Source organism: Paraburkholderia lebeckiae, assembly GCF_050436225.1.
GTDB classification, from domain to species: Bacteria; Pseudomonadota; Gammaproteobacteria; order Burkholderiales; family Burkholderiaceae; genus Paraburkholderia; species Paraburkholderia tuberum.
The window spans coordinates 1,119,933-1,133,940 of record NZ_JBNDLU010000002.1; the positions used below are offsets into that span (position 1 = coordinate 1,119,933).

9 protein-coding genes and 1 pseudogene are annotated in these 14,008 nt (G+C 64.0%); 7 read left to right on the forward strand and 3 right to left on the reverse strand.

Features of this window, described 5'->3' with window-relative positions:
* The first annotated feature begins 136 nt into the window (after window positions 1-136).
* From OKW45_RS19865 to OKW45_RS19880, 4 genes are all read left to right on the forward strand, one after another.
* Window positions 137-1,288, forward strand: a complete 1,152-nt coding sequence (locus tag OKW45_RS19865) for an ATP phosphoribosyltransferase regulatory subunit (protein ID WP_429470622.1) — start codon at window positions 137-139, stop codon at window positions 1,286-1,288.
* 219 nt (window positions 1,289-1,507) lie between these two features.
* Window positions 1,508-2,854: an adenylosuccinate synthase gene (locus tag OKW45_RS19870; protein ID WP_184004101.1), complete on the forward strand. Its 1,347-nt coding sequence runs from the start codon at window positions 1,508-1,510 to the stop codon at window positions 2,852-2,854.
* 18 nt (window positions 2,855-2,872) lie between these two features.
* On the forward strand, window positions 2,873-3,445 hold the full coding sequence (locus tag OKW45_RS19875; RefSeq protein ID WP_184004099.1) for a phosphoribosyltransferase: 573 nt from the start codon (window positions 2,873-2,875) through the stop codon (window positions 3,443-3,445).
* Window positions 3,446-3,707: 262 nt separating this feature from the next.
* Window positions 3,708-5,594, forward strand: coding sequence for a potassium transporter Kup (locus OKW45_RS19880; RefSeq protein WP_018417576.1), 1,887 nt, complete (start codon window positions 3,708-3,710; stop codon window positions 5,592-5,594).
* Between the two features lie 149 nt (window positions 5,595-5,743).
* Here the strand turns inward: OKW45_RS19880 and OKW45_RS19885 are convergent, their stop codons facing one another.
* The gene (locus OKW45_RS19885) at window positions 5,744-8,098 is read right to left on the reverse strand and encodes a Tex family protein (RefSeq protein ID WP_429470624.1); all 2,355 of its coding nucleotides are present in this window, start codon (window positions 8,096-8,098) and stop codon (window positions 5,744-5,746) included.
* Between the two features lie 318 nt (window positions 8,099-8,416).
* On the opposite strand from OKW45_RS19885, the gene OKW45_RS19890 reads away from it, so the two are divergent.
* The 3 genes from OKW45_RS19890 (at window position 8,417) to yoaA (ending at window position 12,058) form a co-directional block, all read left to right on the forward strand.
* A complete protein-coding gene (locus tag OKW45_RS19890; RefSeq protein WP_018417578.1) occupies window positions 8,417-9,364 on the forward strand; it encodes a coiled-coil domain-containing protein in 948 nt (315 codons plus the stop codon).
* A 147-nt stretch (window positions 9,365-9,511) separates the two neighbouring features.
* A complete protein-coding gene (locus tag OKW45_RS19895) occupies window positions 9,512-9,730 on the forward strand; it encodes a DUF465 domain-containing protein (RefSeq protein ID WP_013089766.1) in 219 nt (72 codons plus the stop codon).
* A gap of 63 nt (window positions 9,731-9,793) precedes the next feature.
* Window positions 9,794-12,058: a DNA repair helicase YoaA gene (gene yoaA / locus OKW45_RS19900; protein ID WP_429470626.1), complete on the forward strand. Its 2,265-nt coding sequence runs from the start codon at window positions 9,794-9,796 to the stop codon at window positions 12,056-12,058.
* 189 nt (window positions 12,059-12,247) lie between these two features.
* On the opposite strand, the gene OKW45_RS19905 is transcribed toward yoaA, so the two are convergent.
* Together OKW45_RS19905 and OKW45_RS19910 are read right to left on the reverse strand one after the other, a co-directional pair.
* Window positions 12,248-12,499, reverse strand: a complete 252-nt coding sequence (locus tag OKW45_RS19905) for a hypothetical protein (protein WP_084753953.1) — start codon at window positions 12,497-12,499, stop codon at window positions 12,248-12,250.
* Between the two features lie 231 nt (window positions 12,500-12,730).
* Window positions 12,731-13,985 (reverse strand): annotated as a pseudogene (locus OKW45_RS19910) (JmjC domain-containing protein).
* Between the last annotated feature and the right edge of the window lie 23 nt (window positions 13,986-14,008).

Below are 14,008 nucleotides of genomic sequence, written 5' to 3' on the forward strand. Positions count from 1 at the left end.
CCGCCGCGCGGCGCGCGCGTGCCGCGAAACGCCGCCCGAGCGTCTGTGTCAGCCGCCGGAGTCAAGCCGCTATACGCCATTCACACTCATCATCGGCGCTTCAAGACGCCGCTTTCAACGCCGTAGGACTGTATCGATGTCGACCTGGTTGCTTCCTGAGAATATCGCCGACGTGCTGCCGTCGGAGGCCCGCAAGATCGAAGAATTGCGGCGTCATTTGCTGGACCGTTTCCGCTCGTACGGCTACGAGATGGTGATGCCGCCGCTGCTCGAATACCTCGAGTCGCTGCTGACGGGCGGTGGGCACGATCTGAATCTGCGCACCTTCAAGCTCGTCGATCAGCTGTCGGGCCGCACGCTCGGTCTGCGCGCCGACATCACGCCGCAGGTCGCGCGCATCGATGCGCATCTGCTGAACCGCCAGGGCGTCACGCGTCTTTGCTATGCGGGCAACGTCGCGCATACGCGCCCGCGCGGCCTGCATGCGACGCGTGAGCAGATCCAGATCGGTGCGGAAATATACGGCCACGCGGGGCTCGAAGCGGACCTCGAAATTCAGCAGCTGATGCTCGACGCGCTGCGTCTCGCCGGCCTCGCGAAGGTGCGTCTGGACCTGTGTCACGCGGGCGTGCTGGCGGCGCTAATCGAAGCCGAGCCGGCCGCCGAGGAACTCGGCCAGGCGCTCTACGACGCGCTCGCCGGCAAGGACGTGCCGCGTCTCGTCGAGATGACCGCGCAATTCTCGCCGGTGATTCGCGACGCGCTGCGCGCGCTGCCGACGCTGTACGGTGACGCGTCGGTGCTCGAAGAGGCCCGCGCGCGTCTGCCGAATTCACCGGCGATCGCCCGCGCGCTCGACGACCTCGCGTTCCTCGCGAGCCAGGTCGACGGCGCCGAAGTGATGATCGACCTCGCCGATCTGCGCGGCTACGCGTACCACAGCGGCGTGATGTTCTCCGCTTACGTGGACGGCGTGCCGAACGCGGTCGCGCGCGGCGGCCGTTACGACCACGTCGGTCAGGCCTATGGCCGCGCTCGCGCGGCAACCGGCTTTTCGCTGGATCTGCGCGAAGTCGCGCGCATCTCGCCGGTCGAAGCGCGCAGCAGCGCGATCCTTGCGCCGTGGCGGCACGACGAAGGCTTGCGCGTCGCGGTCGCGGCATTGCGTGATGGCGGTGAAGTGGTGATCCAGGCGCTGCCTGGCCACAAGCACGATCTCGATGAATTCGCGTTCGACCGAGTGCTGGTCGAGCGCAATGGCGCATGGGTGGTCGAACCGCGCGCTTGAGCCGCGCATTCCGATCGACACTGCTGGGAAAGCGTCCCCGGTGTTCGCCACAGGGCGGCCACGCAGTCGCCCGAACCGGGCGCGGTAGAGGGCAGACACGCGGCCGCGCATCCCTCGCATACTCAACATAACGTGCATACCGTTGAGCGGAAACGGAAAAATTCCGGAAGCTTCCGTGAACCTAGGTAAAATACGTTTTTAACCAGCTTACGAAACAACATGTCTGCCAGCGCAGTGAATGTGAACCCCGGGCGCAACGTCGTCGTCGTGGGTACCCAATGGGGTGATGAAGGCAAGGGCAAGATCGTCGACTGGCTGACGGACCACGCTCAGGGCGTCGTTCGCTTCCAGGGCGGTCACAATGCCGGTCACACGCTTATCATTGGCGGCAAGAAAACCATCTTGCGTCTGATTCCGTCGGGCATCATGCATCCCGGCGTCGCGTGCTATATCGGCAATGGCGTCGTGTTGTCGCCGGAAGCGCTGTTCAAGGAAATCGGCGAACTCGAAGCCGCCGGCATCGACGTTCAGAAACGCCTGTTCATTTCCGAAGCCACCACACTGATCCTGCCGTATCACATCGCGATCGACCAGGGCCGCGAAGCGCGCCGTGGCGCGAGCAAGATCGGCACGACCGGCCGCGGCATCGGCCCGGCCTATGAGGACAAGGTAGCGCGCCGTGGCCTGCGCGTGCAGGACCTGTTCGACGCGCAAGCCTTCGCCGAGCGTCTGCGCGAAAACCTCGACTATCACAACTTCGTGCTCACGCAGTACCTTGGCGTCGCCGCGGTCGACTTCCAGCAAACGCTCGACACGATGCTGGGCTACGCCGACCGTCTGAAGCCGATGGTCACCGACGTGTCGCGCCGTCTGTACGACGTCAACGCGAACGGCGGCAATCTGCTGTTCGAAGGCGCGCAGGGCACGCTGCTCGACATCGACCACGGCACCTATCCGTTCGTCACGTCGAGCAACTGCGTCGCGGGTGCCGCCACGGCAGGCGCGGGCGTCGGTCCGCAAAAGCTCAACTACATCCTCGGCATCACGAAGGCGTATTGCACGCGCGTCGGTTCGGGCCCGTTCCCGAGCGAGCTCTACGATGCGGACAACGCGTCGCGCCAGGAGCCAATCGGCCTCGAACTCGCTACCGTCGGCAAGGAATTCGGCTCGGTCACCGGCCGTCCGCGCCGCACCGGCTGGCTCGACGTCGCGGCGCTGCGCCGCTCGATCCAGATCAACGGTGTGTCGGGTCTGTGCATGACCAAGCTCGACGTGCTCGACGGTCTCGACGAAGTGAAGCTGTGCATCGGCTATACGATCGACGGCCAGAACGTCGATCTGCTGCCGCGCGGCGCGACGGAAGTCGCGCGCTGCGAGCCGGTCTACGAAAGCTTCGCGGGCTGGAAAGAAAGCACGGTCGGCATCAAGGAGTGGGACAAGCTGCCCGCCAACGCGCGTGCGTATCTCACGCGCGTGCAGGAAGTCGCGGGTATTCCGATCGACATGGTCTCCACCGGTCCGGATCGCGACGAAACGATTCTGCGGCGTCATCCGTTCAAGGTCTAAGCGATGCAAGGTGTACCCATGATCGCGATGAAAGATCCGCGTAACGACGACAAGAACCTGTGGGTCGGCTGGGATGAATATCACCGGCTGATCGAGACGCTCGCACTTGCCGTGCACGAATCGGGCTGGAAATTCGACAAGATCCTGTGCCTCGCGCGCGGCGGTCTGCGCGTCGGTGACCAGCTGTCGCGCATCTATGATCTGCCTCTGGCGATTCTGGCAACGAGCTCGTATCGCGAGGCGGCAGGCACGGAACAGGGCGAACTCGACATCGCGCAATACATCACGATGACGCGCGGCGAACTGCACGGCAACGTGCTGCTCGTCGACGACCTCGTCGATTCGGGCGTCACGCTCGCGCGCGTGCAGCAGCATCTGAAGGAGCGCTATCCGGCCATCACCGCGGTGCGCTCGGCGGTGCTGTGGTACAAGGGCTGCTCGAAGGTGAAGCCCGATTACCACGTGCAGTATCTGCCGACCAACCCGTGGATTCATCAGCCGTTCGAGGAGTGGGACACGGTGCGTCCGCATAACCTCGGCGCGTGGATCAAGCGCGGCATCGCCCAGGCCGATGAGGCGTCGGGCAATTGACGCGAAGCCGCGCGCCTCATGCTTTGTCGCATCGGATCTCGCGCGTCATCGCAGTGTCACAAAACGGAGCCCAGCCGGGCTCCGTTTTTTTATGCGTCACGCGCGGCGCCAGGACGTCCGCACCGCGACAGGCGCGTCCATATCGCAGTGCTACACTGCGCGGACATCCACGTGGCGTATCCACAACAAGCCGGGCGGTACCGGATGGGCAGTTTAAAATAGCGGTCGTTTTTTCCGCCCGGGAACGGATTTCCTCGCGTCCATGACAGATAACAATCACGTACACAAACAGCCACTGCCTTCCCTTGCGATTGCCGCGATCGGAGTGGTGTTCGGCGACATCGGTACGAGCCCGTTGTACGCGCTGAAGGAAGCCTTCAGTCCGTCGCACGGCATCCCGTTGACCGATCAGTCGATCCTTGGCGTTATTTCGCTGCTGTTCTGGGCGATCGTGATCGTGGTCGGCGTCAAGTACGTGCTGTTCGTGATGCGCGCCGACAACAACGGCGAGGGCGGCGTCCTCGCGCTGATGGCGCTGGCGATACGCTCGGTCGATCAGAAATCGAAAATGGCCGGTCTTCTGATGATGCTCGGCATCTTCGGCGCCTGCATGTTTTACGGCGACGCGGTGATCACGCCGGCAATCTCGGTGATCTCGGCGGTCGAAGGTCTCGAAATCGCCGCGCCGCATCTGGCGCATCTGGTGATTCCGCTGACCGTCGTGATCCTGATCGTGCTGTTCTGGATCCAGCGGCACGGCACGGCCACGGTCGGCCGTCTGTTCGGGCCGATCATGACGCTTTGGTTCCTCGTGCTCGCCGTGCTCGGCCTGTGGCACATCATGCAGTCGCCGAATGTGATCCAGGCGCTCAATCCCTACTACGCGTACACGTTCATGGCCGCGCACGTGCTGCAGGCCTACGTGGTGCTCGGCTCGGTCGTGCTGGTGCTGACCGGCGCGGAGGCGCTGTACGCGGACATGGGCCACTTCGGCGCGCAGCCGATCCGCATGGCGTGGTACGTGCTCGTGATGCCTTCGCTCGTTCTGAACTACTTCGGCCAGGGCGCGCTGCTGATGCACGACCCAAAGGCGATCGAAAATCCGTTCTTCCTGCTGGCGCCGGACTGGGCGTTGTTGCCGCTCGTCGTGCTTTCGACGGTCGCGACGGTGATCGCGTCGCAGGCGGTGATTTCGGGCGCGTACTCGCTGACGAGCCAGGCGATCCAGCTCGGCTACGTGCCACGCATGAAGGTCCTGCACACGTCCGAACTCGCGATCGGGCAGATCTATGTGCCGGTCGTGAACTGGTTGCTGCTGTTCATCATCCTGTGCATCGTGATCGCGTTCAAGAGTTCCGACAATCTGGCGGCCGCGTACGGTATTGCGGTGACGGCAACGATGGTGATCACGACGATCCTTGCCTGCGTGGTGATGGTGAAGGTGTGGAACTGGAACAAACTGCTCGTTGGGCTCATCATCGGCGTGTTCATGGTGGTCGACCTGGGCTTTTTCGGCGCGAACCTGCTGAAGGTCGAAGAGGGCGGCTGGTTGCCGCTGTGCATCGGCGGCCTGCTGTTCTTCCTGCTGATGACGTGGTTCAAGGGCAGGATGATCGTGAAGGAACGCACGGCCGCCGACGGTATTCCGCTGATGCCGTTCCTGCAAGGCCTGCTCGCGCATCCGCCGCATCGCGTGTCGGGCACTGCGATCTATCTGACCGGCAGCGATTCGCTGGTGCCGGTGAGCCTGCTGCACAATCTGAAACACAACAAGGTGCTGCACGAGCGCACGATCTTTCTGACCTTCGTCACGCGCGACATTCCATACGTGAAGGACGCCGATCGCGTGACCGTGAAGGACATGAACGGTGGGCTGTGGCTGGTGAAGGCAGCCTATGGCTTTAACGAAACGCCCGACGTGAAGGCGGTGCTGCTCGACGTCGGCCGCACGCACGACATGACCTTCGAATTGATGGACACGTCATTCTTCCTCGCGCGCGAAACGGTGGTGCCGACGCAATTGCCGGGCATGTCGGTATGGCGCGAGCGTGTGTTCGCGTGGATGCATCAGAACGCCGCGAAGCCGACCGACTTCTTCAGCATCCCGGCTAACCGGGTCGTGGAACTGGGAACGAAGATCGAGATTTGACGGCCCGCGCGTGACGTGCGAGAGCGCAAACAAAAAGCCCACGCAATGCGTGGGCTTTTTGTTCATGCGTGCGTGCAAGCGGTTGAGCGCGCGACGCAGTCATGTCACGGACCGGAGCGCGTGCGACGACGTGCTCCGGTCCGTGACCCTTACTTCTGCTTGAGCTTCGCAAACGCAGCCGCCATCGCGCCGCCCGGCTCCGGTTCGCGCGAACGTTGCGGCGCGCCGCGTGCCGCTCCGCCGCGATTGAAGCTGCCGCCCGAGCCACCGCGATCCTGCTGCGCACCACCGCTGCTGCGCGCGGCCGCGGCGCCGGGTTCGTCGTCGAGACGCATCGTCAGCGCGATACGCTGACGCTTCACGTCGACTTCGAGCACCTTGACCTTGACGATCTGACCGGCTTTCACGACCTCGTGCGGGTCCTTCACGAATTTCGTCGACATCGCCGACACGTGCACGAGGCCATCCTGATGCACACCGACGTCGATGAACGCGCCGAACGCCGCGACGTTCGTCACGACGCCTTCGAGCACCATGCCCGGGATCAGATCGCTGACCTTCTCGACACCTTCGCGGAACGTCGCGGTCTTGAACTCGGGACGCGGATCGCGGCCCGGCTTCTCGAGTTCGACCAGGATGTCGCGCACGGTTGGAAGACCGAAACGCTCGTCGACGAATTCGGTGGGTGACAGTCCGCGCAACGCGTCGCGATTGCCGAGCACTTCGCCGACCTGCTTACTGATCTTCGCGAGGATGCGCTGGACAACCGGATACGCTTCCGGGTGCACCGACGAACGGTCGAGCGGATTCTCGCCGTTATTGATGCGCAGGAAGCCGGCAGCCTGCTCGAAGGTCTTGTCGCCGAGACGCGGCACCTTGCGTAGATGCTCGCGCGACGGGAACGGCCCGTTCGCATCGCGATAGTCGACGATGTTGCGCGCGAGCGTTGCGTTTAAACCCGACACCCGTGCGAGCAGCGCGACCGACGCGGTGTTCGCATCGACGCCGACCGCGTTCACGCAGTCTTCGACGACCGCGTCGAGCGAGCGCGCGAGTTCGCGCTGGTTCACGTCGTGCTGATACTGGCCGACGCCGATCGCCTTCGGCTCGATCTTCACGAGCTCGGCGAGCGGGTCCTGCAGACGTCGTGCAATCGACACCGCGCCGCGCAGCGACACGTCCATGTCGGGGAATTCCTTCGCGGCGAGTTCGGACGCCGAGTACACCGACGCGCCGGCTTCGGACACGACGATCTTCTGCAGCTTCAGCTCCGGATGACGCGCGATCAGCTCGCTCGCGAGCTTGTCCGTCTCACGCGACGCGGTGCCGTTGCCGATGCTGATCAGCTCGGCCTGCGTCTGCGCGGCGATTCGCGCGAGCTTCGCGAGCGAGCCGTCCCAGTCGCGGCGCGGCTCGTGCGGGTAGATCGTGTCGGTCGCGAGCACCTTGCCGGTGCGGTCGACCACCGCCACCTTCACGCCGGTGCGCAAGCCCGGATCGAGACCGATCACGGCCTTCGGACCAGCCGGCGCCGCGAGCAGCAGGTCTTTCAGATTGCGCGCGAACACGCGGATCGCTTCGTGTTCGGCTTCGTCGCGCAGATTGGTCAGCAGCTCGTTTTCGAGGTGCGGCTGCACCTTCACGCGCCAGCACCAGCGGCACACGTCGGAGAGCCACTTGTCGGCGGGGCGGTTCTGATTGGCGATGCCGAAGTGCCGCGCGATCAGCGCTTCGCCCGGATGCGGCACCTGCGCGTCGAGCTCTTCGCCGAGGCCGAGCTTGACGATCAGCACGCCGGCATTGCGGCCGCGGAATAGCGCGAGCGCGCGATGCGACGGCACCGTGCGGATCGTTTCGGCGTAGTCGTAGTAGTCGCGGAATTTCTCTTCTTCCGCCGTTTCCTTGCCTTCCACGACCTTCGACGACACCACGCCCTGGTTGAACAGATAGTCGCGCAGCTTGCCGAGCAGTTCGGCAGTCTCGCCGAATTGTTCGGAGAGGATGTCGCGCGCGCCGTCGAGCGCGGCCTTCACATCGGCGACGCCTTTGTCCGCGTCCACGTACGCCGCGGCTTCGGCTTGCGGATCGAGCAGCGGATTGCCGAGCAGCGCGTCGGCGAGCGGCTGCAAACCGGCTTCGCGCGCGATCTGCGCGCGCGTGCGGCGCTTCGGTTTGTATGGCAGATAGAGGTCTTCGAGCACCTGTTTGCTGTCGGCGCCTTCGATCGCGCCGCGCAGCTCGTCGGTGAGCTTGCCCTGTTCGTCGATGCTCGCGATGATCGCCGCGCGCCGGTCTTCCAGCTCGCGCAAATAGACCAGGCGTTCCTCGAGATTGCGCAGTTGCGTGTCGTCGAGATTGTCGGTCACTTCCTTGCGATAACGGGCGATGAACGGAACGGTCGCGCCTTCGTCGAGAAGTTCCACCGCGGCCGCGACCTGGCGCGGCTGGACGGACAGTTCGGTGGCGATGCGCTGGACGATCTTGAGTGCTACGGTTTCCGTCATAAGGTCTTGGTGTTCCTGCGGACTCAGTGATGGGCCGCGCGCGGGCGGCAAATCGGACAGGCCGGGCGTGCGCCGCGACCAGGTTGCTAGAGCGGGGCATTTTGCCATAAATGCCAAAGGGCTCAACCGCGGGGTGTTAGAATTTCGGGCATGTTCCGTTGACCCTCTACGACGTTGCCAATCTCCTTGTCCCTCAACCGCCTGGTCTCTTCGCTGGCGTCAGGTTCACTGCCGGGTTCACTGCCGGGTTCGTCTCAATTGCCGCTGGTTTCTTTGCGCTCGTTCGGTCGGTCGGCTTTAACGGCTGCCGCGTCGTGCGTGATCGCCGCAGCGCTCGTCGTGCCGGTGTCGGCCGTGGCGCAAAGCGCGACGCCGGCGCAAGGTACGGCGCCCGTCGCGGCCTCGGGCCCGCAAGCCGCCGCAACCGCCGACGGCCCTCAAAGCGCAAGTGACGTAGCCGTGCTGGACAAGTCGTTCGACGAGCGGCAACAGGTGCTCAATCAGCGCACCGACGACAACAACTATCAATTCGCTGTCGCGCAACACAACTGCTACAGCCGCTTCTTCGTCAATCACTGTCTGAACCGCGCGCGCGACGCGATGCGCAGCGTGCAGGCGGACATCCGCAAGGAACAGCTCGCGCTCGACGCCGAGCAGCGTGCGCAGCGCGCCCGTGAACGCGACGAACGCACCGCGTTGCGGCGCGCGCAAAACGAGGCGGAAGCGCCGCAACGTGCCGCCGAAGACGCGCGCAACGAGCAGGCGTATCAGGAAAAGCAGCGTCAACACGCGCTCGATCAGGCGCAGCACAACGCCGAGGCGCCGCAGCGCGAAGCCAATGCGCAGGCCTACGCGGAGAAGCAACGTCAGCACGCGCTCGATCAGGCGCAGCGCAACGCCGCGGCACCGCAGCACGAAGCCAACGCGCAGGCCTACGAGGAGAAGCAGCGCCAGCATGCGCTCGATCAGGCGCAGCGTGGTGTCACGCCTGCGCAGGCGGCGGCCAATCAGAAGGCCTACGACCAGAAGCAGAGCGACTACCAGCGCAAGCTCGAGGAAGCGCGTCGGCAGGGTGCGCAAAAGGCCGCGGAGCGCCAGCAGAAACAGGAGACTTTCGAGCGGAAGCAGGCCGAGGCCGCGCAGCACAAGCTCGATGTTGAAGCACGTCAAAAGCAGGCCGACGAGAAGGCCGAGCAGAAGCGTCAGGACGAGTTGAAGCAGCAACAGCTCGAAGACCAGCAAAAGCAGCAACAAGAGCAACAGTAAGCGTGCTGTAGTGGCTGTGCCGTAGAGTAAGCCGTGGCGGTCGTGGCCAGGCCGCCGTAGTCGCCGTAATGCGTTTTGAGGCGGACAGCAACCTCAGGCATCGGACCGCGCGCACGCGGTTCGTGCCGCCGACCAGAGGAGGCGAGCATGCGTGATCGTCATCACGTCATCGACGCAAACACACTTCGCGATCGCATTCTGCAACTGGAATCGGAGCATAGTGGACTCGACCGGTTGATCGACCGGATGTCGGATGAACCCGGCATCGACGACTTCGAGTTGCAGCGCCTGAAAAAGCGCAAACTTAAAGTGAAGGACACCATCATCTTGCTGCAATTGCAGCTCGAACCGGACGCGCGCGCCTGAGTTCGCGGCCTGGCAGGCGCCGGGCGCGCAGCGCGCGAGCCGGACTTAGCAGGAACGCTTGCCTTGAATTCATCGCATGACACTTCATCCCGGGCCGCGCCGGACAACGCATCTGCTTCGGGCACGCCCGCGCCGCGCGCGGCAGCACCGGTGCCAGGTGTGTCGCTGAATCGGCGCCGCGCGAGCGAGCTCGACGACATCTTCGCCGACAATGGTCTGCTCGCACGGCAGATCGACGGTTATCGGCCGCGTGCGTCGCAGATCGAGATGGCGCGCGCGGTTGCCGCGGCGATGGAGGCGTCGGGCCGCGCGATGCCCGAGCCCGTGATGTTCGAGACGCAGAAACGCCCGGCGCGGCGCCTGCAGCAGACCGGCGCTGAAGCCGTCTCTGAGTCGACCGCGAGCAACGCACAAGCCGATGGCGTCGACGGTGGTGAGAATACGCTGATCGTAGAGGCGGGTACCGGCACCGGCAAGACCTATGCGTACCTCGTGCCGGCCATGCTGTGGGGCGGCAAGGTGATCGTCTCGACCGGCACCAAGCATCTGCAGGATCAGCTGTTCCAGCGCGACATTCCGACCGTACGCGACGCGCTCGCGGTGCCGGTGTCGGTCGCGATGCTGAAAGGCCGCGCGAACTACCTGTGCCATTACTACCTGCAACGCACCGCGGACAACGGCCGTCTGCCGTCGCGCCAGGAGACCTCGTATCTGCAGGACATCGTGCGCTTCGCGAAGATCACGCGCACGGGCGACAAGGCCGAACTCGCGAGCGTGCCGGAAACGGCGCAGGTGTGGTCGATGGTCACGTCGACGCGCGACAACTGTCTCGGCCAGGAGTGTCCCCACTACAAGGACTGCTTCGTGATGCAGGCGCGCCGCGAAGCGCAGCAGGCCGATATCGTGGTGGTCAACCACCATCTGTTTTTCGCCGACATCATGCTGCGCGATACCGGCATGGCGGAGCTGCTGCCGACTGCGAATACGGTCATCTTCGACGAAGCGCACCAGCTGCCCGAAACCGCGACGCTGTTTTTCGGCGAGACGCTATCGACCGCGCAGTTTCTCGAACTCGCTCGCGATTCGGTGGCCGAGGGCCTCGGTCACGCACGCGATGCGGTCGATTGGGTCAAGCTCGGCGCGACGCTCGAGCGCGCCGCGCGCGACGTGCGGCTCGCGTTCAAGGAAGACTCGGTGCGTCTGTCGATCGGCCAGCTGCCCGACGATCACCCGCTGTTCGCCGCGCTCGAGACGCTCGAGGCCGAACTCGACGCGTTGGCCTCGGCGTTGGCGGGGCAGGCCGAGCGAGCCGAATCGCTCGGCGCGTGTTTGCGTCGCGCGCGCGAGTTGCAGGACGTGCTGAGCGGCTGGACCACGCCACCCACGAGTGCAGAACGCGACGCGGTTGCGACCCGCGAGGGTGACGCCAGCGCAGAGCGCGCCGATCCGAACGAAATGGTGCGCTGGATCGAGGTGTTCTCGCACACGGTGCAGCTGCACGAAACGCCGTTGTCGGTCGCGCCGATTTTCGCGAAGCAGCGCGCCGGCGTACCGCGCGCGTGGATCTTCACATCGGCGACGCTGTCGGTGCGCGGCGACTTCACGCACTATGCGGCGCAGATGGGCTTGAACTCGAAGCGCTCGATGACATTGCCGAGCCCATTCGACTATCCATCGCAAGGGCTTCTGTACGTACCGCGCAATCTGCCACAGCCGTCATCGCCGATGTTCACGGACGCCGTGTTCGATGCCGCATTGCCCGCGATCGAAGCCTCGGGCGGCGGCGTCTTCATGCTGTGCACGACGCTGCGCGCGGTGGATCGTATCTCGGCGAAGCTGCGCGACGCGATCGAGTCGCGCGGCTGGGACTATCCGCTACTCGTGCAGGGCGATGCGAGCCGCACCGAACTGCTCGACCGCTTTCGCGCCTACGGCAATGCGATCCTGGTCGGCAGTCAGAGCTTCTGGGAAGGGGTGGACGTGCGCGGCGACGCGCTGTCGCTGGTAGTGATCGACAAGCTGCCGTTTGCGCCGCCGGACGATCCCGTGCTGGCCGCGCGGCTCGACGCACTGACGAAGAAGGGCTTGAGCCCGTTCGCCGTGCATCAGCTGCCGCAGGCCGTCATCACGCTGAAGCAGGGCGCCGGCCGGCTGATTCGCGCGGAGACCGATCGTGGCGTGCTGATGATCTGCGATACACGTCTCGTCGATAAACCTTATGGCCGCCGCATCTGGCAGAGTCTGCCGCCGTTCAAGCGCACCCGCGAGATCGACGTGGTGCGTGAGTTCTTTGAGGAGAGCGCTGGGCCAGCGGCGCCGGTTCGATAGGGGATGTGTTCCACACATGCGATAAGCTCCGCAGCGGAAAGCGGCCCTGAATGACAAAACGCCACGGATGTGAATTCGTGGCGTTTTTCTTTTCCCGTTTGCGGCTCGCGCCGTTTCCGGCCAGCCTCCAAACGTTTCATGCGCAGGCGCTGTAGCGGGAGCGCCGCTACAGCGCCGAACCGTTGCGGCTTACTGGCTTGCGCCTGCTGCCGGCGATGCTGCTTCAGCCGGCGATGCTGCCATTGCCGGCGATGCTGCTTCGGCCGGCGATGCTGCTTCGGCCGGCGATGCCGCAACTGCCGGCGATGCTGCTTCAGCAGGCGACGCTGCCGCCGGTGCGGACGCAGCTTCCGACGGTGCAGCAGCCTGATCGTTGCTCTTGTTGCATGCAGCGAGTGCCACAACTGCCAACAGGGATGCTACGAGGAGGGATTTCTTCATGATCACGTCCTTTTATGGTTTAAAGGTAAGCAACAGCGCAAAATAAAACCGGTAATGTGCTCCAACACCGACCTGGGCCGCTGGTGGAGATGCTCTTTTGACGAGCTGGAATCTTCCCTACGGCTTGGGCGGAAATTATATGCACTTTCGTACTGACAGTCGATAAATGCGGGTCAATACGTTGTCTTTCTCATACAAAATTTCACTGTACGGTATAACAGGCGGGCAGAGTTACGCAATCTCGCCTACCTGTATCCAGCCCGCACAATACCACTCGTGTAGCAGTGCTGTCACCGATGAATCGTGCGATAGTGTTACAAAGCGTTTCGCACTCATGCACCGTAGATTTGCGAGTTCAAACAGCCATTTTTTCGCGCCGGTCCACGATATTTCTTCTCCATTTACGAAGAAAAAACGTCGTTCATACAACAGGTTACTCTTGCGATCGAGCCGTAGACCGGATCGGGACGCTGCGCCAATGAAACGGGCTTCGTTGAGCGGCCGTTGCGGCGGATCGAAGACCACACTCGGCTTGGGTTCGCTGAGGTACGTGCCAAGGAACGACGCAATGTCCTGCTCATTCCATCGCACATTAGCAAGCATCGCGCCCACCCGTTCGACGAGCGCCGCGGGCAACTCGGCCGGCTGTTCGACGGCGGCCTGCCGTGGGTCGCGATAAAGGGCGCCCGCCTTGCCGGTGGCCTCTCCGCGCTCGGCCAGGTGGTACAGGAACTGCGCGGTCAGCTCGCTTTCGGAGGGCGCGCGAAAACCGATCGAGCAGGTCATGCATTCGCCCTCGGCGATGCCGTCGTGCGCGATGTGCGGCGGCAGGTACAGCATGTCGCCAGGCTCGAGTACCCATTCACGTTCGTGCTCGAAGTGCTGTAAAACTTTCAATGGCAAGCCCGGCTGCAGAGTCAGATCTTTCTGCGCGCTAATGCGCCAGCGGCGCTTGCCTTTTACTTGCAAAAGAAACACATCGTAGGAATCGAAGTGCGGGCCGACGCCGCCGCCATCGGTCGCATACGAAATCATCAGGTCGTCGAGACGCGCGTCCGGCACGAAAACGGAAACGGTCGAGCAACGCGCGCGCGCGGTCGTCGTGCAGGTCCACGCCCTGCACGAGCAGTGTCCATGCGCGCTGTTTTACGGACGGCAGTTCGTCGGGCGCGAACGGGCCGTGCTCCAGCTGCCATTTGTTGCGAAAGTGCGTGATCAGGCGCGCTTCGACGTCGTCCCGATCGGCCAGCTCGAACAACTCGTCGCGCGATAGCGGCGCTTCGATGTCCGGAATCGCTTGACGGATCAGCAGCGCCTTCTTCTGCCAGTAGCGGCGCATGAATTGCGACGGGCTCAGATTGCCGAGAAGTGCGGTCGGAACGTGGGGCGAGGGCGGAAGAATGGGCCGCGTGGCCGGCTTTGCGGCAGACGGCGAATTGCTTGCCGAACCTGCATCGGCCGGGAGGTGAGTGGGCCGCCTGGGCATCGTATAATGTGAGTTGTATTCTG

What these genes read in the sequence shown, in the direction of transcription:
- OKW45_RS19895 (WP_013089766.1), top strand. Translation starts at nt 9,512, where the DNA reads ATGCGTGATCGTCATCACGTCATCGACGCAAACACACTTCGCGATCGC.
- OKW45_RS19880 (WP_018417576.1), top strand. Translation starts at nt 3,708, where the DNA reads ATGACAGATAACAATCACGTACACAAACAGCCACTGCCTTCCCTTGCG.
- OKW45_RS19875 (WP_184004099.1), top strand. Translation starts at nt 2,873, where the DNA reads ATGATCGCGATGAAAGATCCGCGTAACGACGACAAGAACCTGTGGGTC.
- OKW45_RS19865 (WP_429470622.1), top strand. Translation starts at nt 137, where the DNA reads ATGTCGACCTGGTTGCTTCCTGAGAATATCGCCGACGTGCTGCCGTCG.
- OKW45_RS19870 (WP_184004101.1), top strand. Translation starts at nt 1,508, where the DNA reads ATGTCTGCCAGCGCAGTGAATGTGAACCCCGGGCGCAACGTCGTCGTC.
- OKW45_RS19885 (WP_429470624.1), bottom strand. Translation starts at nt 8,098, where the DNA reads ATGACGGAAACCGTAGCACTCAAGATCGTCCAGCGCATCGCCACCGAA.
- OKW45_RS19905 (WP_084753953.1), bottom strand. Translation starts at nt 12,499, where the DNA reads ATGAAGAAATCCCTCCTCGTAGCATCCCTGTTGGCAGTTGTGGCACTC.